General features: G+C 70.5%; 17 protein-coding genes. 10 read left to right on the top strand and 7 right to left on the bottom strand.

What is annotated here, in order from left to right; all coding sequences use genetic code 11:
* Positions 1-6: 6 nt before the first annotated feature.
* Positions 7-165 (bottom strand): hypothetical protein, encoded by a 159-nt coding sequence (locus ETD86_RS55655; RefSeq protein WP_170223418.1) that lies wholly within the window; start codon positions 163-165, stop codon positions 7-9.
* A gap of 178 nt (positions 166-343) precedes the next feature.
* On the opposite strand from ETD86_RS55655, the gene ETD86_RS34075 reads away from it, so the two are divergent.
* The 7 genes from ETD86_RS34075 to ETD86_RS34045 are packed head-to-tail and all read left to right on the top strand — an operon-like array spanning position 344 to position 8,589.
* The gene (locus ETD86_RS34075; RefSeq protein ID WP_138670758.1) at positions 344-1,513 is read left to right on the top strand and encodes a coiled-coil domain-containing protein; all 1,170 of its coding nucleotides are present in this window, start codon (positions 344-346) and stop codon (positions 1,511-1,513) included.
* Positions 1,510-3,639 (top strand): serine/threonine-protein kinase, encoded by a 2,130-nt coding sequence (locus tag ETD86_RS34070; RefSeq protein WP_138670757.1) that lies wholly within the window; start codon positions 1,510-1,512, stop codon positions 3,637-3,639. Before ETD86_RS34075 ends, ETD86_RS34070 begins: the two co-directional genes overlap by 4 nt.
* Complete coding sequence (locus ETD86_RS34065; protein WP_138670756.1) at positions 3,636-4,526, top strand: PP2C family protein-serine/threonine phosphatase; 891 nt, start codon at positions 3,636-3,638, stop codon at positions 4,524-4,526. The genes ETD86_RS34070 and ETD86_RS34065 overlap by 4 nt, the downstream gene beginning before the upstream one ends.
* On the top strand, positions 4,519-5,805 hold the full coding sequence (locus ETD86_RS34060) for a vWA domain-containing protein (protein WP_138670755.1): 1,287 nt from the start codon (positions 4,519-4,521) through the stop codon (positions 5,803-5,805). Before ETD86_RS34065 ends, ETD86_RS34060 begins: the two co-directional genes overlap by 8 nt.
* Complete coding sequence (locus tag ETD86_RS34055; RefSeq protein WP_138670754.1) at positions 5,805-6,434, top strand: FHA domain-containing protein; 630 nt, start codon at positions 5,805-5,807, stop codon at positions 6,432-6,434. Before ETD86_RS34060 ends, ETD86_RS34055 begins: the two co-directional genes overlap by 1 nt.
* A complete protein-coding gene (locus tag ETD86_RS34050; RefSeq protein ID WP_138670753.1) occupies positions 6,431-7,792 on the top strand; it encodes a hypothetical protein in 1,362 nt (453 codons plus the stop codon). The genes ETD86_RS34055 and ETD86_RS34050 overlap by 4 nt, the downstream gene beginning before the upstream one ends.
* The gene (locus ETD86_RS34045) at positions 7,789-8,589 is read left to right on the top strand and encodes a transporter substrate-binding domain-containing protein (protein WP_138670752.1); all 801 of its coding nucleotides are present in this window, start codon (positions 7,789-7,791) and stop codon (positions 8,587-8,589) included. The genes ETD86_RS34050 and ETD86_RS34045 overlap by 4 nt, the downstream gene beginning before the upstream one ends.
* A 67-nt stretch (positions 8,590-8,656) precedes the next feature.
* On the opposite strand, the gene rpoD is transcribed toward ETD86_RS34045, so the two are convergent.
* Positions 8,657-9,760 (bottom strand): RNA polymerase sigma factor RpoD, encoded by a 1,104-nt coding sequence (gene rpoD, locus ETD86_RS34040; RefSeq protein WP_241563834.1) that lies wholly within the window; start codon positions 9,758-9,760, stop codon positions 8,657-8,659.
* Between the two features lie 453 nt (positions 9,761-10,213).
* On the bottom strand, positions 10,214-12,058 hold the full coding sequence (gene dnaG, locus ETD86_RS34035; RefSeq protein ID WP_138670750.1) for a DNA primase: 1,845 nt from the start codon (positions 12,056-12,058) through the stop codon (positions 10,214-10,216).
* Positions 12,059-12,215: 157 nt separating this feature from the next.
* On the opposite strand from dnaG, the gene ETD86_RS34030 reads away from it, so the two are divergent.
* Complete coding sequence (locus tag ETD86_RS34030) at positions 12,216-13,085, top strand: M23 family metallopeptidase (RefSeq protein WP_170223417.1); 870 nt, start codon at positions 12,216-12,218, stop codon at positions 13,083-13,085.
* Here the strand turns inward: ETD86_RS34030 and ETD86_RS34025 are convergent.
* Positions 13,057-14,220, bottom strand: coding sequence for an NAD(P)/FAD-dependent oxidoreductase (locus tag ETD86_RS34025; protein WP_170223416.1), 1,164 nt, complete (start codon positions 14,218-14,220; stop codon positions 13,057-13,059). The two genes, ETD86_RS34030 and ETD86_RS34025, sit on opposite strands and share 29 nt — an antisense overlap.
* Positions 14,221-14,310: 90 nt before the next feature.
* Complete coding sequence (locus tag ETD86_RS34020; protein ID WP_138670748.1) at positions 14,311-15,531, bottom strand: deoxyguanosinetriphosphate triphosphohydrolase; 1,221 nt, start codon at positions 15,529-15,531, stop codon at positions 14,311-14,313.
* Positions 15,532-15,612: 81 nt separating this feature from the next.
* Between ETD86_RS34020 and ETD86_RS34015 the strand changes: the two genes are divergently transcribed.
* Together ETD86_RS34015 and ETD86_RS34010 are read left to right on the top strand one after the other, a co-directional pair.
* Positions 15,613-17,109, top strand: coding sequence for a M48 family metallopeptidase (locus ETD86_RS34015; RefSeq protein WP_170223415.1), 1,497 nt, complete (start codon positions 15,613-15,615; stop codon positions 17,107-17,109).
* A 72-nt stretch (positions 17,110-17,181) separates the two neighbouring features.
* Positions 17,182-17,643, top strand: coding sequence for a DUF6194 family protein (locus ETD86_RS34010; RefSeq protein ID WP_138670746.1), 462 nt, complete (start codon positions 17,182-17,184; stop codon positions 17,641-17,643).
* A 73-nt stretch (positions 17,644-17,716) separates the two neighbouring features.
* On the opposite strand, the gene ETD86_RS34005 is transcribed toward ETD86_RS34010, so the two are convergent.
* A complete protein-coding gene (locus ETD86_RS34005; protein WP_138670745.1) occupies positions 17,717-18,148 on the bottom strand; it encodes a DUF1003 domain-containing protein in 432 nt (143 codons plus the stop codon).
* 47 nt (positions 18,149-18,195) lie between these two features.
* Positions 18,196-19,536 carry a sensor histidine kinase gene (locus ETD86_RS34000; protein WP_211370494.1) on the bottom strand — a complete coding sequence of 447 codons (1,341 nt, stop codon included), beginning with the start codon at positions 19,534-19,536 and terminating at the stop codon, positions 18,196-18,198.
* Positions 19,537-19,706: the final 170 nt, after the last annotated feature.

Below are 19,706 nucleotides of genomic sequence, written 5' to 3'. Positions count from 1 at the left end.
AGGAAGCTATGTCCTCTTGACCCGCTTCGACAGGAGCATGACGCCGAAAGCCACGGCGCCGATGATGAGGCCCCATTTGAGGAGCGTGAGCGCGAACCCCACGAGCGGGCCGAGCAGTACGAGTGCGGCGACGACCGCCGCGATGATCAGAAAAATACGTCCCATATCGGCAACGCTAAGAGATCCTTTAAGCGGATTGCAGGCGACACAGGGTTGAATCAGGGACAAGTCAGGGGTCCCCCCGAGCTAAAGGAACTTAAGCGGCCGGACCCTCCGTTGAGCCGGTATAAAACGGGGCACGGGGGGCCTCTTCACGGGGAGCGTGATGAGCCTGGGACCACCTATGAGCAGGGAGGGCGTCGAGCACGCACTGCGCGCTCGGGCCGACGAACGCGACCGCATCTCCGGCGACCTGCTCGATCTCGAATCCCATACCACCTACCAGTTACTCAAGGGGGCCTCCTTACGCGGCACGACCGAACGCCGCTGGGCAGCGGCGCAGGAGTCGCTGGCCCGCCTGTGGGGGCTGAACGACGCCTACCGCGCGGTGCTGCGTGACGCCGAGCAGATCAGGGCCGCACGGGGCAAGCTGAGCGCCGAGCAGCTGGCCGAGCTGACGGAGCTGCTCGCGGGCGCGTCGGTGGTGCTGCGTGCCGCCGCCAAGCCCGTCGAGCAGCGCTCGCTGCTCCCGCAGGCGGACGAGCGGTTCACCCTCGACGAGACCGTGACGCGGATGGACGCCGCGTTCCAGGAGGTCACCTTCGCGCTCAACGACATCGACGCCCAGTGGAACACGCTGCTGCCCCGCCTCGACACCGCAGACGCCGGGCTGCGGCGCATCCGCGAGCTGGAGCACGACCTCGGCGAGAGCGCCGCCGGCCTGGCCACGCTCGAGGCCGAGCTGACACGGATGCGCGCCGCCGTGGTCGAGGACCCGCTCGGCGCGGCCGTCGAGCCCGGCCTCGAGCGGCTCACCGGGCTCCTGGCCGCCTCGCTGGCCGAGCTGGAGCTGGCGATCGTCGTCAAGCAGGAGTACGCCAGGCGCCGCGAGGACCTGGTGGCCGCGCTGGACCGGGTACGCGCGGCCGAGAGCGAGGCCAGGCTGGCCCACGGCGCGGTCGTCGTCAAGATCGCGCTGCCGCCGCAGGCGCAGCCCAGGAGCAAGGTGGACGCCCTGACCGGCGCGCTGGACGCGCTCGACGTCTCGGCCGACAGCTGGGTGCTGCGTGCCAAGCGGCTGGCGGAGCTGGAGAGCGACGTCCGCGGGGCGGCCGAGCAGGCGCAGGCCACGGCGAAGGCCCTGTACGGGCTGGTCGGCAGGCGGGACGAGTTACGCGGCCGGCTCGGCGCCTGCCAGGTGATGGCGGTACGCAAGGGCATGGCGGAGGACCCGGCCGCCTCCGGTCTGTTCGCACGGGCGCGCGCGTTGTTGTGGAGCGCCCCGTGCGATCTGACGAAGGCGGCGGCGGCCGTCGAGGACTACCAGCGCGCGATCCACGGAGGGAAACCATGAGCCGCTGCGCGCAGCCAGGCTGCACGGGCACGATCGAAGACGGCTACTGCGACCTGTGCGGCCATGCGGAAGGCTCTCCACCGCCTCCCATCACGACGCCGACCCACCCTTCGTCGCCGCACACGAGCCCGGTGAGCAGGCCGACGAGCGGGCCGACGAGCAGCGGCAGGTCGAGGGCAGGCGTGCTCGCGACCATCGCCGACCTGCCGTCGGTGCCCTACCGCGACCCGGCCACGGCCGCGATGACCAACCCCGAGGTGCCTGAGGAAAAGCGCTTCTGCGCCAACCCCGACTGTGGCAAGCCCGTCGGCCGCTCCAGGGAGGGCCGGCCCGGGCTGACGGACGGGTTCTGCCCCCACTGCCGCACCTCGTTCTCCTTCACCCCGAAACTGGACAAGGACGACCTGGTGGCGGCCCAGTACCGAGTGCTGGGCTGCCTGGCGCACGGCGGGCTCGGCTGGATCTACCTGGCCGCCGACGAGAACCTCGACGGCCGGTGGGTGGTGCTCAAGGGCCTGCTCAACACCAACGACGCCGAGGCGCTGGCGGCGGCGGAGGCCGAGCGGAAGGTCCTCACCACCGTCGACCATCCCAACATCGTCAAGGTCTTCAATTTCCAGCGGTCGGCCGGGCTCGGCTACATCGTCATGGAGTACGTCGGCGGCCAGTCCCTGCACGAGCTGCGCCGCCAGGGCCCGCTGCCGCTGCGCGAAGCCCTGATCTACGGGCGGGAGATCCTGCAGGCGTTCGGCTACCTACACGAGGCCGGCCTGGTCTACTGCGACCTCAAACCGGCCAACGTGATCAGAGTCGGCAAAGGGCTCAAACTCATCGACCTGGGCGCGGTGCAGCCCCTCGGCTCGCCGCCGGGCACGTCATGGGCCACGCGCGGCTATCACGCCCCCGAGCTGGAAACCCACGCGGCGTCGGTGACCTCCGACCTCTACACCGTGGCCAGGACGCTGGCCGTGCTGACGATCCCGGGGTTCAGCCCGGTCGTGAGCGGCAATGCCGCCCCGCTGCCGCAGGACTGCGGGCATCCGTCGTTCACCCGGCTGCTGCGCAGGGCCACCGCCGCCCATCCGGCCGACAGGTTCCAGAGCGCGTGGGAGATGGAGGAGCAGCTCCTCGGGGTGCTGCGCGAGATCTGCGCCGAAGAGGAGGGGGTGCCGTACCCGAGTCTGTCGACGTTGTTCGGGCCCGATCGGGGCGCGGTGGGGACGGCGCTGTCGGAGGAGGACGGCCGGGTGCTGCAGCCGCTCGACCCCGCGGAGGTCGCGGGGCGGCTGCCGGTGCCGCTGGTCGACCCGGCCGACCCGGCCGCGGGCGCGCTGGCCGGGCTGCTCGGCCGGGACGGCCAGGAGCTGCTGGACCAGCTCGCCGCGATGCCGCCGACCCCCGAGACCAGGCTGATGCGGGCCAGGCTGCTGGCCGAGGGCGGCGCGCCGGAGACACCCATCGCGCTGAACGAGCTGGCCGCCGGGCTGCCCGGCGACTGGCGGGTCACCTGGTACCGCGGCGTGCTGGCGCTGGCCACCGGGCAGGTCGAATCGGCCGCGTCGATGTTCGACGCGTGCGTGTCGATGTTGCCGGGCGAACTGCCGCCCAAGCTGGCGCTGGCGTTCGCGCTGGAGTGCGCGGGACAACCGGCCGCGGCCTCCTGGTACGAGATCGTCTGGCGCACCGACCACGGCTGTGTGAGCGCGGCCTTCGGGCTGGCCAGGACCGGCAGGATGGCCGTGCTCGACGAGGTGCCGGCCACGTCGAGCCACCGGATGGCGGCGCAGATGGCGCTGGCCGCCTCCGCGGTGCGCCGCCCCGACCCGAGCACGATGGCCCCAGGCGATCTGGTGACCGCGGCGGGTCGGCTGGCGAGCCTGTCCGACCTTGACTCCCGCCGCCGCGACCTGCTCACCGCCGAGCTGCTGCACGGCGGGCTGGCCTGGCTGGAGACGAACGCGCCGCCGCGGGACCTGGAGCTGGCCGGGGCGCGGTTCACCGAGCCCGGGCTGCGCCGGCAGCTGGAGTCCATCTACCGCAGGCTGGCCGTCGTGGCGAGCTCCCGGCAGGAACGCTACGCCCTCATCGATCAGGCGAACGCCGTGCGACCGAGGACGTGGTTGTGACCGGTGACGCGAGGGCCGCCTCCTGCCCCGTCTGCGAAGCTCCGGTGCTCGCGGGCGACACCTACTGCGAGGCCTGCGGTCACCCGCTGGGCGCTCCCGCGTGCGCGTCTTGCGGGGCGGCCGCCGTGGACGCGGAGGGCTACTGCGAGCGGTGCGGGCTGCGCCAGCCCACCGGCCGGGACCACGCCGAGAGCGTGCTGGACAACGGCGCGGCGGCAGTGACGGACCGAGGGCTGCGCCGCAGCCGCAACGAGGACGCGATGGCGCTGCTGACGTCCGGCGACACGGTCGTGGCCGTGGTGTGCGACGGCGTGGGCAGCTCGCCGCGGGCCGACGAGGCGTCCGCGGTGGCGGTCGAGACCGCTGCCGCGGCTCTGGCCAGGGGGTTGTCGCAGGAGGAGGCGTTCGACCTGGCCGGCCGGGCGGTGTCCAAACTGGCGACCTCCGTGTACGACGCCCCCGCCTGTACGTACATCGCCGCCGTGGTCGAGCGGGACCGGATCACCCTCGGCTGGGCCGGTGACACGCGTGCCTACTGGCTGGCGGCGGAGCGAGGACATCCATCGCCGGACAGCGGGCCCAGCTCGGCCATCGAACGCAACGGCTTGCTGACCGAGGACGACGCGATCGAGACCGGCGAGATCACCGCCTGGCTCGGCGCCGACGCCGAGGGCGTCGTGCTCAACGTACGGACCTTCACCCCGCCCGCGCCGGGGCTGCTGCTCGTCTGCAGCGACGGCCTGTGGCGCTACCTGGACGGATACGCCTTCCCCGGCATCGGCACCCCGCTCGAGAGGGCCAGAGAGATGCTGCGGCACGCGCTGGACTCCGGCGGCCAGGACAACGTGACGATCGCCTTGATCCCCTTAGGAGATGCCCGTGAGTGATCAGCCCGCTTTCACGTTGCACATCGACCAGAACAAGTACCTCCCCCTCGACGGCCGCGAGGTGCACGCCATCCTCAGCATCGGCTCCACGGGCGGTGTCACCACACAGGTCCTGCCCTCCGAGGCGGCCGAGGTGATCATCGTGGACACGTCGGGCTCGATGAGCGGCGCCAAGATCCGTGAGGCCCGCCAGGCGGCCGCCACGGCGGTCCGGACGCTGCGCGACGGCGTGCTGTTCGCGGTGATCGCCGGGACCGAACAGGCCAGGATGGTCTACCCGGGCGGCAGTCCGCGCATGGCCAAGGCCACCGGCGCCACCAAGGCGGAGGCCGAGCGGGCGATCGGCCGGCTGCTCGCCCACGGCGGCACCGCCATAGGCGAATGGCTGAACCTGGCCGGGCACATACTGTCCGCGCACCCGTCGGCCATCAAGCACGCGCTGCTGATGACCGACGGTCAGAACAACGAGAGCAACGAGGTCTTCAGCTCCGTACTGGCGGGTTGGAGCGGCAGGTTCGTGGTCGACTGCCTCGGGGTCGGCGACGACTGGGTGCCGGCCGAGTTGCGGAAGGTGGCCGAGGCCATGCTCGGCACGTTTGACTTCGTCCGCAACCAGGGCGATTTGTCGGATTATTTCCGCCGACTCACGCAGACGTCGATGAGCAAGACCGTGGCCGAGCTGTCGCTGCGGCTCTGGGTGCCGCAGATGGCCCGGCTGAAGTTCGTCAAGCAGGTCTCCCCCGTGCTGCTGGACCTGACCGGCAAGCGTACCGACGTCAACCCGCTGACCGGCGACTACCCGACCGGGTCCTGGGGGACCGAGGAGCGCGAATACCACGTGTGCGTCGAGGTGCCGCCCGGGCAGATCGGGCAGGAGATCAGGGCGGGGTGGGTCAAGCTCGTACGCCCCGACACCGGAGACGTCGTGGCCAGCGGCAACGTGCTGGCCCAGTGGACCGACGACCTGGCGCAGTCCACCCGGATCAACGGGAAGGTCGCCCACTACACCGGCCAGGCCGAGCTGCACGACCTGATCCAGGACGGGCTGAGCGCCAGGGCGATGGGCGACGTCGACACCGCGACCGCCCGGCTGGCCAAGGCCAGGGAGCTGGCCGCCGAGTCGGGCCGCGAGGACACCGCGCGGCTGCTGGAGAAGGTGGTCGAGGTCGATCCCGCCACCGGCACGGCCCGGCTGCGCAGGCACGTCGACAAGGCCGACGAGATCGAGCTCGACACCGGTTCGGTCCGCACCAGCCGGCTACGCAAGGAAGGAATCTGATGGCGACCTGCCCGCAGGGGCATGCGTCCGGCGCCGACGACTACTGCGACATGTGCGGTGCCCAGATGGCGGACGCTCCCCCGGCCCCCGCCGCGACGTCCGCCGCCGCCGTCGAGGGCTGCCCCATCTGCCAGACGCCGCGTGCCGGGCAGTTCTGCGAGGTGTGCGGACACGACTACAGCGGCAGCGCCGCCGCCGTCCCGATCCCGCCGACCGGCGGCGGGGCCAGGTGGGAGGCCGTGACCGCCGCCGACCGCTCCTACTACGAGAAGGTCATCGCCGAGGGCGGTCCCGACGCCGACGCGGTGGCGTTCCCGCCGTACTGCCCCGAGCGCTCGTTCGGCCTGTACGGCGAGCAGGTGCGCGTCGGGCGGCGCAGCCGGGCCAGGAACCTGGACCCCGAGATCGACCTGACCGGGCCGCCCGAGGACCCGGGCGTCTCCCACCTGCACGCCGTGCTGCTGGCCCAGCCGGACGGCTCGTGGACGCTGGTCGACCCCGGATCGTCCAACGGCACTCAGGTGAACGGCAAGCCGCTCAAGATCAACGTGCCCGTCAGGATCGCCCCTGGGGACCGGATCCACCTGGGGGCGTGGACCGTCATCACGATCAGGGAGGGCACGCCGTGACCATCGTGCAGACCCGGGGTGCTCCGCCGCAACCACGCCGCCAGAGCGTGCCCGGCAGGATCCGGATCATCTCCGGCGTCACCGTCGCCTCCCTGGCGCTGCTGTTCGCGGCGCTCGCCGTCGGCAGCACCACCGCCCGCGACGGCCTGCAGGTCGTCGGCCACGACGCCGGCCCCCAGGTGGTCGCCACCGCCGGGCTCTACCTGGCGCTGAGCGACATGGACGCGCAGGTCGCCAACGCGCTGATGATGGGCAACGGGTACGCGCTGGAGCGCGGGCGGGCCCTCGCCCGCTACGATCAGCGCCGTTCGGAGGCCAATCAGGCGCTGCTGAAGGCGTTCGAGCTGTCGGGCGACAGCCCGTCCGAGCGGCGCACCGTGCAGTCGGTGCTCGATGGGCTCGGCGAGTACGAGCGGCTGACCGGGCAGGCACTGCTGCTCGACAAGCGGGCCGACCACGCGCCGGGGCCACCGCCCGACGAGGTGGTGGAGATCTACCGCCAGGCCACCGATCTGATGCGCCTGGAGCTGCTGCCGCAGGCGTACAACCTGACCCTGGAGAACGGCACGATCGTGCGCCGCACCTACGACGACAAGAACGTCATGGTGCCTCTCCTGCGTGGGGCGGCGGTGGTGGCGGGGCTGATCGCGCTCGTCTGTCTGCTGTGGTTGCAGATCTTCCTGGCCACGCGCTTCCGGCGGGTGTTCGGGCCGGCGCTGATGGCGGCCACGGTGGCGACCGCGGTGGCCATGATCTTCGGGGTCAGCGTGCTCGGCAAGGACCAGGAGGCGTTGCGGCAGGCCAAGTCGGCCGGCTTCGATCCGGTGCTGACGCTGGTCAGGGCGCGTGCGATCAGCTACAGCATGCAGGGCGACCAGAGTCGCTACCTGCTGGACAAGGAACGGGCAGACACCTACGAGCACATCTTCCTCGACAAGTCGCTGTCACTCATGTATCTCCCGGCCGGCAACCTGGGCACCTACCAAGACAAGGTGATCAGGGGGTCGGAGGGCTACCTCGGCCTGCTGGGACCCGAGCTGGCCGGCCGGCGCGGCACGGAGGCGATGCGGGCGTACAGCAACTTCCAGAACGCCGACCTGGCCTTCCGCGACTTCGCCATCGCCGGGCGGACCAACGAGGCGGTCACCGCGCGACTCGGCATCGTCGCCCAGTGGTTCGACGTCTATGACCGGGCGCTGGTGGCGCTGACCCAGCAGCACCAGGACGAGTTCGACCGTGCCATCAAGACCGGCGAGAGCACGCTGGACAGCCTGTGGCGGCTGGAGCCGTTCGCGGTGGGCGTGATCGGACTGCTGGTGATCGCCGGGGTGTGGCCACGACTCAAGGAGTACCGGTGAAGCGGGCGCTGATTCTGCTGTCGGCCCTGGCGATGCTCGCGGGGTGCGCGAGCGACGGCCAGGAATCGATCATGGACAAGGACGACATCGTCATCGCGGTGCGCTCCGACCTGCCATCAGTGGGCTTCCGCAAGCCCGACGACACCTTCGAGGGCTTCGACGTGGACGTGGCCCGCTATGTCGCCGACAAGCTCGGCAAGCATTTCACCCTCCTGCCCGTACTGGCGGCCGATCGGGAGAAGGCGCTGCTCAACAGGCAGGCCGACCTGGTGGTGGCGACCTACACGATCAGCCAGGAACGCAAGGCCAAGGTGCTGTTCGCGGGGCCGTACCACGTCTCCTACCAGGACATCCTGACGCGGCGCGGCGAGCCGATCCGCAACGTGCGCGACCTCAAGGGGCGCAGCATCTGCGAGGTCAAGGGGTCGAACGCGGCCCAGCGGGTCGTGGAGGAGCGGAAGGTGGCGGCGCGGCTGGTGCCGTTCGACGACTACAACGCGTGCCTGGCGGCGCTGAAGGGCAGGGAGGTGGACGCGGTCACCACCAACGACGTCATCTTGGCGGGGCTGGCCAAGCAGGACCCCTCGGGACTGCAGCTGAACAACGCGCAGTTCAACGAGCAGCGCAGCGGGATCGGCATGCGCAAGGGCGACGTGCCCGCGTGTGAGGCGGTCAACAGGGCGATCACCGACATGTACCAGGACGGGACCGCGGCGAGACTGCTGGACAAGTGGTTCGGCACCTCAGGGCTGGACCTGAGCACGGCCGCGGTCCCGCAGTTCGAAGGCTGCTCCTGAACGGGGCTGCCCCTGAACGTGCGAACGGGCCGGGGTGTCTCCCGGCCCGCTTCTTTCGCATGACGCCTCAGTCCAGGTAATCCCTCAGCATCTGGGCGCGCGTCGGGTGGCGGAGCTTGGCGAGGGTCTTCGACTCGATCTGGCGGATGCGCTCCCGCGTGACCCCGAACTCCCTGCCCACCTCCTCCAGCGTGCGCGGATGCCCGTCGGCCAGGCCGAAGCGCAGCTGGATGATGCGCTGCTCGCGGTCCGACAGCGTGGCCAGGATGTCGTCGAGCTGGTCCTGCAGCATGATGAAGGCCGCGGCCTCCATGGGCACGACAGCGTCGGCGTCCTCGATGAAGTCACCGAGGTCGGAGTCCTCCTCACCGATCGGCGACTGCAGCGACACGGGCTCCTGGGCGATGCGCTGGATCTCCACCACACGATCGACAGGGAGATCCATCTCCTTGGCGATCTCCTCGGGAATCGGCTCGCGGCCGAGGTCCTGGTGGAGCTGGCGTTGCACTCTGACGAGCTTGTTGATCGTCTCCACCATGTGCACCGGGATGCGGATCGTCCGCGCCTGGTCGGCGATGGCCCGGGTGATCGCCTGCCGGATCCACCAGGTGGCGTAGGTGGAGAACTTGTAACCCTTGGTGTAGTCGAACTTCTCGACCGCCCGGATGAGCCCGAGGTTGCCCTCCTGGATCAGGTCCAGGAACAACATGCCGCGGCCCACGTACCGCTTGGCGATCGACACCACGAGCCTGAGGTTGGCCTCGATCAGCCGCTGTTTGGCTCGGGTGCCCTGCCAGACGAGCTCCCTGAACTCCGGGAAGGCCAGACGCGAGACCCCGTTGGCCAGCTTGTCCTCGGCGAACAGGCCGGCTTCGATCGACTTGGCGAGCTCCACCTCCTCCTCGGCGGTCAGCAGCGGCACCCGGCCGATCTCCCGTAGGTAGATACGGACCAGATCGCTGGTCGGCGCCCGCTTGCCTACGTCCTCCTCATCGGCGCGGGTGGATTCCTCGTCGCCCTGGGGCTCGAGGACCTCCACGCCGTTCTCGGCGAGCATTCGCACGACGCGTTCCAGCGCGTCGGACGGCAACTCGGACCGGTCAAGCGCGGCTGCGACGTCATCGACGGTTACGCTCCCGCGCTCTCTTCCCTTCGCGACGAGGTCCGCCACCTGATCTACCGATGGCGGACTGCTTGGCAGCACCGATGCACCCACGGGAGACAGTCTGCAGTATTGGTTCCATCAAATGGCAGACCCATTTTTGGCACTGAAGGTAAGGCGATCGTCCTTACCGAATTGAGATCGAAATAAGGTTTGGCATGAGTTTGATCAGGAAAGTAAAGTCAATTACGCGATCAGGATTCACGCGCCCGGCAAGACCCCCCGGCCGGACGCAACTCTTTCGCTGCCTGGACGGCGTTGTCCATCCCGTTTGTCGCATGTTGGACCGCGCCAGGTTTCCTGGTCAACCACCCTGGTATGCCGCTTTTCATCGCGGCCAAACTGTTACCAACCGCCGCCGGTGAAACGCCGTGGACGCGGGCCCGGTGAGGCCGCTCGATCGCGGCCGTCGCCGCCGACGAGCCGTCCGAGGGCGACCGCACAGGCCGGTCGCCCACCAGGTCACTGGCTGCCCGCGGCCCGATCCCGCAGGACCCGGCGCTGCTGCTCCAACGCCACCAACTCACCGAACAGCTTGTTGTACTCCTGCTGCTCCTCCACCGGATTCAGCCGCTGGATCCGCGACTTCACCTGAGCGATGGCCCGATCGACCGCGATCGCCTCGATGGCGGCCAGCATCGCGCCCGCGTAGCGCTCCTCCGCGTGCGCGTCCGCCTGGATCGCCTCCACCGCGAACCGCGTCACCAGCCCCCGAGACCCCTCCTCGTGGGCGTGCTCCAGCAACAGGTCCACCCACTCCCGGCCACCGTAACCGGCCGCCACGACACCCCCGGCGGCCACGATGACCTTGTGCAGGGCGACATGGTCAGGCGCCGTGAACGCCTGCGGCTCCAGCGCGTCGAAACGCGGCCCGAGCAGCGCGGGCCGCTGCACGGCCAGCTTGAGCAGCTCGCCCTCCACCCGGATGCTCGGATCGACGGGCGCCGCCCTCGGCGCGCGTTGCGGACGGCCTTGCTGCGCCCCGGAGACCGCGGCGATGCGCTGCATGACGAACCGCTCGTCCATGAACCCGAGCCACCGGTCCAGGTCGATCGCATAACGCTTGCGCAGCCCGACGTCCTTGATCCCGGCCACGATCGGCGCGGCCGCGTCCAGCGCGGCGATCTTGCCCTCGTTGCTGCGCAGGTCGTAACGGGAGATCGTGCTCCTGATCGCGAACTGGAACAGCGGCTCCCGGCTGGCGATCAGGTCCCGCACGGCCGCGTCGCCCTGCTTGATCCGCAGGTCGCACGGATCGAGCCCGTCGGCCTGCACCGCGACGTACGTCTGCGTGACGAACTTCTGCTCATCGGCGAACGCCCGCAGCGCCGCCTTCTGCCCCGCCTCGTCACCGTCGAACGTGAAGATCACCTCGCCGCGGAACTCGGCCTGGTCCAGCAGGAACCGGCGCAGGATCTTGATGTGCTCGGCGCCGAACGAGGTGCCGCACGTCGCCACCGCCGTCGGCACCCCGGCGAGATGGCAGGCCATCACATCGGTGTAGCCCTCGACGATCACCGCCTGGGAGCGCTTGGAGATCTCCCGTTTCGCCAGGTCAATCCCATAAAGCACCTGGCTCTTCTTGTAAAGCGGCGTGTCAGGCGTATTCAGGTATTTCGGCCCATCATCGGAATCAAGCAACTTCCGTGCGCCAAAACCGATCACATCGCCCGTAGCGTCCCTGATAGGCCAGATCAGTCGCCCGCGGAACCGATCGATCGGCCCCCGCCGTCCCTCCTTGGCGATCCCACCCTTGACCAACTCGTCGGCCGTGAACCCGCGCCCCAGCAGATGCCGGGTCAACGCCTCCCACTCATTCGGCGCATACCCCACCCCGAACGTCTCCGCGTCGGCCCTCTCGAACCCCCGCTCCGACAGGAACCGCCGCCCGGGCGCCGCGTCCGGCCCGAACAACTTGCCGGCGTAGAACTCGGCCGCCGCCTTGTGCGCCTCGATCAGCCTGGCCCGCTCACCATGATCCCGCCGCGGAACGTAACCACCCTGCTCGTACTGCAGCTGGATCCCGGCCCGCTGCGCCAGCCGCTCGACCGCCTCACCGAACGTCAGATGCTCGATCTTCTCGACGAACGTGATCACGTCGCCGCCTTCCGAGCAACCGAAACAGAAGAACATTCCGCGCTCGGGGGTGACGTTGAAGGATGGGCTCTTCTCGTCGTGGAAGGGGCACAGGCCCTTGAGGTTGCCGCCTCCCGCGTTGCGCAACTGGATGTGCTCGCCGATCACGTCGGCGATGGGTGAACGCTCGCGTACGAGCGCGATGTCGACATCACGGATCCGGCCAGCCACGCCGGTGAGTCTATGCCGCCCCACTGACGTTCCTGGCACCTGCCGCCAGAATGGCCTCACCCCTGGGTTGCTAAAGAGGGAAACCGGCTCTGCGGGGGTCCCCGGTCGGCTACAAAGGTAAAGGTTGTCGGCGGAAACGGTGACGTGGGTGGAGATCATGAGATCGGGGCATGTCGGGCGATGGGCGGCCATCGCGGGTGCTTTGCTGCTGACCGGCGCCTGCACCCAGGCCACCGGACTGGCCGGGGTGAGCGCCCAGTCGCCCTCCACCGCCCCGGCGACGGGCACGCCGCAGGTCACGGCCACGATTCCGACGCCCAGTCCGTCGGTCGAGCACCAGGCGGCCGAGCAGCCGCCGGAGGGCGAGGACCCGGTCAAGGTGCCGCCGCCGAAGTTGTCGAAGTACACGTACACGTTCCCGGTCAAGGGGTGCCAGACGACGTATCAGCGCAAGCTTCTGGTGCTGCCGAAGACGACGATCTGGGCCGGGCAGGGGTGCGCGTTCGTGGCGCCGATCGGCGGCGTCGTGGACGAGGTGAACGTGAAGAACAAGTGGCGGCCGTCCACGGACGCGGGCGCCGATCGGGAGGGCCGGTTCGTCACGATCATCGGTGACGACGGCGTCCGGTATCTGGGCGGTCATCTGGACTCGGTGGCCGACGGCGTCAAGCCGGGCGTGCGGGTCACGGCGGGTCAGCTGCTCGGGCGGGTGGGCAGGTCGGGCAACGCCCGCGACACCGGCCCCAACCTCTACTTCGCGATCTCATGGAAGACCGGCCCGTCCTTCTGGTGGGTACGCAGGGGCATGGTCGAGCCGTGGGACTACCTGGACGCCTGGCAGTCGGGCAACCGCACGCTCTCGCCCCGTGAGGAGACGCTGGCACTGCGCGGCAAGCTCGGCGAGACGCCGCGCTGCACCGTGCAGTGCTCGTCGAAGAAGGTCGCGAACGACGACCGGCCGGAGCCCCAGACCGGCGACGACGACACCCCCGGCGTGGTCACGATTGGCCCGTCGCCAACTCCTTAGGGTTGACGATGGCGCGGGATCTGATCAGCTCCTGGATGTCGTCCACGACGTCCCAGACATTGACGTTCATGCCGGCGATCACCCGGCTGTCGCGCAGCCAGTAGGCGATGAACTCGAGGCTCTCGACGTCGCCGCGGTAGACGATCTCGTCGTAGCCCTCGATGTCGCCGGAGAACTCCATGCCGAGCTCGTACTGGTCGGTGTAGAAGTACGGGATCGCGTCGTAGGCGACGTCCTGGCCGAGCATGGAGCGGGCGGCGGCGGGGCCGCCGTGCAAGGCGTTGGCCCAGTGCTCGACACGGATGTGCCGGCCGTACAGGGGATGGAGGGGCTCGGCGACGTCGCCGGCCGCGTACACGTCGGGGTGCGAGGTCCGCAGGGCGGCGTCGGTGAGGATGCCCTGCCCGACCTCGAGCCCGGCGTCGCGCGCGAGCCCGACTTCGGGTACGGCGCCGATGCCGACCACGACGAGGTCGGCCGTGAGCCGCTCGCCGGAGCTGAGCCGTACGCCGGTGTCGGTGATCTCCGCGGCGGCGGTGCCGAAGCGCAGCTCGACGCCCTTGCGGGCGTGCAGGCGGGCGAACAGGTCGCCTAGTTCGGGGCCGAGTGCCCGGTTCAGTGCGGTGGGCTCGGGTTCGACGACGGTGACGGTGCGGCCGGTGGCGCGGGCCGCCGCGGCGGTCTCCAAGCCGATCCAGGACGCGCCGACGATGAGCACGCTCTCGACCTGAGCGAAGCGTTCTTTCAGGGCCTCGCTGTCCTGGACCGTGCGCAGGTACTGGCCAGGCCCCGGCAGGCGCCTGGGCGCGGCGCCGGTGGCGATGAGCAGCTTGTCGTACGGCTGGCGCGACCCGTTGCCGAGCCTGACCACGTGGTGATCGAGCTCGATGCGGGTGGCCGGAATGCCGAGCCGCAGGTCCACGCCGTTGTCCGGATACCACTCGGGGGCGTGCACGAAGATGTTCTCTCGTTCGCTCTTGCCCTGGAGGAAGTCCTTGGACAGGGGCGGTCTCTCGTAGGGCCGTTCGGATTCCGCACCGATCAGCACGATCTCGCCGTCGAAGCCCTCCTCGCGCAGCGTCTGCGCGGCTTTGGCCCCGGCCAGCCCGGCACCGACGATCACATATGTGGCCATGGCCGCAGTATCCGCCCGCCGCGCAGATCGGGAAAGCGGGTTGTGTCAGGTGACCTGCCTCATTGGCAAACCTTGGTCAAGATGAGGAGGTCAACGTGAGAGCCTGCGGTGCCAGGCGACGGCCGAGGTGTCGGTCAGTGAGGCGATCTGGTCGATGACCACGCGGACGCGGGCGGGATCGTCGAGGGCCTGGAGGTACGCGGGCCGGAAGGCGGGCTCCAGCGTGCCCGGCGCACCGAGCGTGATGAGGGACGCCAGCTCGGCGATGAGCTCGCGCTGCCTGGCCTGGTTGGCGTGGTGGTCCTTGGTGGTCATCACGTAGTGGGCGGTGACGCCTTTGAGCAGGGCGCACTCCAGCTGGGTGGAGCGGGGGACGACGAGATCGGCGCGGTGGCGGGAGCCGTACACCTCTTTGGTGGCCGTCTGGGCGGAGCGGCAGAAGCGGCCGATGAGTCCGCTGGTGAGGGCTTTGAGCCCGGCCAGGTCGGCGAGAGTGGCCTCGAAGCGGCGCGGCCAGAGTTTGTCGGCGATCAGCTTGGCGAAGACCTCTTCGAGCTCGTTGAGGTCGGCGCCGGGGGCGTACCAGGTGCGGGTGATCTCGCAGACGTGGCTGCGCTCGATGGGCGACTGGAGCGCTTCGGGGGTGACGTGGCCGGAGTGCAGGGCGTCTTCGAGGTCGTGGACGGAGTAGGCGACGTCGTCGGCCCAGTCCATGATCTGCGCCTCGAAGCTCACCCGCCCTTCCGGGGCGCCCTCCCTGATCCAGGTGAAGACCGGCAGGTCGTCGTCGTACACGCCGAACTTCGGTGACCTGTCGCAGGTCCACGGGTATTTGATGGAGGCGTCCAGCGCCGCCCGCGTCAGGTTGAGCCCGGCGCTGCGGCCGTCCTCGGTGAGGACCTTGGCCTCGAGCCTGGTGAGCAGGCGCAGGCTCTGGGCGTTGCCCTCGAACCCGCCGCACGAGGCCGCCAGGGCGTTGAGCGCGACCTCGCCGTTGTGGCCGAACGGCGGATGTCCGAGGTCGTGGGCCAGGCAGGCGGTCTCCACCAGGTCGGGGTCGACCCCGAGAGTGGCGCCCATCTCCCTGCCGACCTGGGCGCATTCGAGCGAGTGCGTGAGGCGGGTGCGCGGGATGTGCTGGCCGCCGCCGAGCGTCTCGCCAGGGCCGACGACCTGCGTTTTCGCGGCCAGTCTGCGGAGTGCGGCGCTGTGCAGGACGCGGGCGCGGTCGCGTTCGAACGCGGCTCGTTCAGGATTGCCGGGAGGTTCCGGAACCCAACGCTCCTGGTCATGCTGGTCGTAGTACGACATCTGCTCACTGATTTTATCCGGTTTCCCGACTCCGCTAGTGTCAAGCCTCGCGAGAACCCATCCCCCTGGGAGTCCTCCCCCATGACCACAGCGTTTCGGGCGGTGCTGGCCTTCACCCTGCTCGCCGGCTTCTACGTCCTGGTCGGCCTCATCCTGGCGGCCGCGATCTTCTTCGACGTCCTGCTGATCGTCGACTTCCATGCCAACATCGTCAAGTTCGCGATCGTGCTCACCCTGGCGGCGGGCGCGCTCGTGCGGGCCCTGCTCATGGTGAGCCGCCGCCAGGGCGGCGCGCAACCGGGCGTGCCGGTGGGACGCGAGCACGAGCCCGTGTTGTGGCAGACGGTCGAGGACCTGGCCCAGCGGGTACGCACCGCGCCGCCGGACGAGATCCGGCTGGTCGCCGAGGTGAACGCCGCCGTGTCGGAGGACACGCGCTGGCTGGGGTTGAAGGCGACGCGGCGGCGGATGTTCGTCGGGCTGCCGCTGCTGCAGACGCTTACGGTGGACGAGATGCGGGCGGTGCTCGGGCACGAGCTCGGCCACTACAGCGGCGCCCACACCCGCCTGGGCGCGCCGATCTACCGGGGGCGGGTCTCGCTCATCGCCACCGTGCAGGGGCTGGCCAACCATCCGTTCGTCCAGCGGTTGTTCTCCTGGTACGCCAAGCTCTACCTGCGGGTCTCGCAGGCCGTCTCGCGCAAGCAGGAGCTGGAGGCCGACGAGTTCGCGGTCGTGATCGGCGGGCGCCAGGCCATGGCGGGCGCCCTGCGCAAGATCCATACCACCGTGCTGGGCTGGGACCTGTACGTCAACCACTACCTGTCGCTGACGGGCGCGGGCGGGGCCCGTCCGGCCTCGGTGTTCGGCGGATTCCACGCGATGATGAGCGATCCGGAGCGGCAGGCCGAGATCGCCAGGCTGGGCGAGCAGCCTGAGGAGGTCTCGCCGTACGACTCGCATCCGAGCCTGGCCGAGCGGCTGTCCGCGATCGAGCACCTGCCGGAGCCGCCGCACGTGCCCGACCCGCGCTCCGCCCTGACCCTGCTGCGTGACGCGCACGTCGCGGTGCAGGCGGTCGAGCAGTCCATGTGGACGCCGGAGGCGCTGACCGGGCTGCGGCCGGTGCCGTGGGACGAGCTGGTGGCGCACGGCATGTACGTGGGCCGCAACGCCGAGGCCCTGCACGACCTGGCGGTGGCCGGGCAGCGGGTGATGGGGGCGGCGCGGCCGTACCTCGACGCGGCCTTCGAGGCGATCGCGCGCGGACGGCAGGCCGAGCTGGAGGAGCGGCTGCGCGAGCTGGGCTGGAACCCGTCGGAGACGCTGCTCGCCGGGGTGCTGGGGCAGGCGCTGGAGGCGGTGCTGATCCAGCTCGGCGAGGCCAAGTGGACGCTGTCGTGGTCGGGGCCCGCGCGGCTGCTGTTCGACGACGGCGAGGAGGTGGCCCTGTCGGAGTACGCGGCCCAGGTGGCGGCGAACCCGGCGGCGGTGGCGGGGCTGCGCCAATGGCTGGGCGATCACGGCATGCGCCACGACTACGTGCCCGTCCCGGAGCTGGCCGCGCACGCGGGTTGAGGGTTTTCAGGTGGCATCCTGGGCTTTAGCTCCAAAAGTCTCACAGGGTGCTTCAATGACAGACTTCAAGGCATGACCGAGAGCGAGATCATCGAGTTCGTCACCGGCCTGCCCGGAACCCTCGTCTTCACCGCCGGCCCGGACACCGAGGCCCCGGAAGTGGCGTGGGGAGACACGTTCATCTGGTACGCCCCGGACGGCGAGATGCCCAAGCGGCAACAACCGTTCGCCACGATCGTCACCAAGGACTACCCGGGCAGCGACACCGCTTCCCGGCTCGACAGGCCCGGTGTCTTCCGCCTGAACATCGCCGTCGGGCGCGCCGCCTTCGAGCGGCTCATCGGCTACCCGCCCGCGTCGCACCCCGAGCACCACGCCGAGTTCGACTACACCGTCATCGACCGGATCCTGCCGAACCCCGTCTACGCCACCGCGGCCTGGATCTCCTTGCTGAACCCCGGCGAGCAGGCGCGCGCGTTGCTGCAGGAGGCGCACGCCCGCGCCGCGGACCGCCACCGGCCGCGATCGAACTGACGGACTCGGCAACGATGCGCCAGTCGGTGGCGTTGCCACCTCGGCGCGGCCGACCGCCACGTGGGCGGCGAGCTCATAGCCGTGTCTTCATCAACGCCTCGACGCGGGCCAGCTGCGTGGCCAGGTCGGCGACCTCGGACCGCAGCGAATCGATGCCCACGGCCGTGCTCCGGTTGGTCTGGAAATCGTGCATCGCGAGCTCCGACGCCACCTGGTCGCTGCGCCTGGCCGCGATGAGCAGGACGGACGCCTGCAGCCCGGCCAGGCACGACAGCACCAGGTTGAGCAGGATGTACGGATACGGGTCGAAGCCGTGCCGGCCGTTGCCGATGATCCAGACGACGAGAATGCCGAGGAAGGTGAGGACGAACGGCCACGACCCCATGACGAGCCGCGTCCGGTCGGCCGCCCGTTCGCCGAGGGTGAGCCGGCTGCCGGTGCGGACTCCCGGATGGCGCTCCCAACGGCTGCGCCAGGTCCGGCCGAGGAGGTGATCGGTCTGCATGGTTCGATCGTGCCGCGACCCACATGAGAACCTGATGAGAGGGCGTATCAGGTCAGCGGCAGGCGGGCGGTGACCACCGCGCCGCCGAGCGGCGGGCCGTTGCGGGCCGAGACGAGGCCCCCGTGCGCGATGACGACCTCCCGCACGATCGACAGGCCGAGTCCCGCACCGGGCGCCGCGCCGCTGCGGGCGTCGTCGCCTCTGGTGAAGCGGGCGAACGCGGCGTCGAGCAGCCCGTCGGGGAAGCCGGGACCGTCGTCGGCGACCTCCACCGTGGCCCACTCGCGATCGCCGGTGACGCGGAACCGTACGGTGCCCGCCCCGGCCGCCGCGCTGTTGCGGGCCAGGTTGGCGAGGACCTGCCGGAGCCGCTCGGGGTCGGCGTTCACCACGACGGGCTCGCCGGACGCCTCGATGCGCAGGCCGAGCGCGGGCGCGAGGCGGCGGGCCTCGGCGGCGGCCAGGTCGAGCAGGTCCACGGCCTCGGTGCGGACGACGAGCCCGCCGGCCCGGGCCCGCGCCAGCAGCAGCAGGTCGTCGGCCAGCCGCGACAGCCGGTCCGCCTCGCCGAGCGCGGCCCGCAGCGACTGCTCCACCTCGCGGTCGTCGCCGATGGCGTCCAGCGCCAGCTCCAGCTCGCCCCTGAGCACCGCGAGCGGGGTGCGCAGCTCATGGCTGGCGTCGTCCACGAACGCCCGCTCCCGCTCGGCCGCCACGCCGAGCCGGGCCAGCATGTCGTTGAGGGTACGGGCGAGGCGGGCGATCTCGTCGTCCCCCGGCACGGCGGGCAGGCTGCTGTCGCTCTCCAGCGACGAGATGATGCCGGCCTCGCGGGTCAGGGCGTCGACCGGCCGCAGCGCGGCGCGCACGACCGCCCAGGCGCCGACGGCCAGCGCGCCGACCAGCAGGGGCGCGGCGATGAAGAGCACCAGTGCCAGGCGGTCGCGGGCGGCGTGGACGGGCTCGGCCGACACCGCGACCGCCAGCACGCCGGATCCGAGGCGCTCGGTCAGCACCCGGGCGGAGATCGGCTCGCCGTTCTCCCCGATCGGCAGCGACCGGGTGCCCAGCGCGCCGTCCCCGGCCTGGCGTACCTGGTCGGGGGTGAGCAGCCGCCGCTCCTGGAGCGCGGCGGAGCCGGCGAGCACGCGGCCGTCGGGGCCGTACAGCTGCGCCATCGGGTCGTCGGTCAGCGCGACGGCGTCGCCGACCTCCAGGGCCACGGCCAGGTCGCCGGCGCGGGTCGTCAGACCGGAGTCGATGGCGTCCCACAGCTCGCGATCGAGTGCGACGTACAGGAGAGCCAGGCAGATGGCGAGCACACAGGCGGCCCCCGCCGCGGTGACGAGGCTCACGCGAGCCCGCATCGAGCCTGGTAGCAGCCGCACGTGCACAGCCTGGCACAATCCGCGCGACCGGGGCCGAGGCGGCTCTCATCTGACTCTCATCGACGGGCTCGCACTCTGGAGCCACGAACACGGATCATCACCCGAGGAGCCCGTCATGAGCGTCCCCACGTTCGAGCCGCGCCAGTCGCACGCCTACCCCGCCCCCACCC

This window comes from Nonomuraea turkmeniaca, from assembly GCF_005889735.1.
GTDB classification, from domain to species: domain Bacteria; phylum Actinomycetota; class Actinomycetes; order Streptosporangiales; family Streptosporangiaceae; genus Nonomuraea; species Nonomuraea turkmeniaca.
The sequence above is the reverse complement of the archived record's forward strand: the minus strand, read 5'-3'. Positions and strand labels throughout refer to the sequence as shown.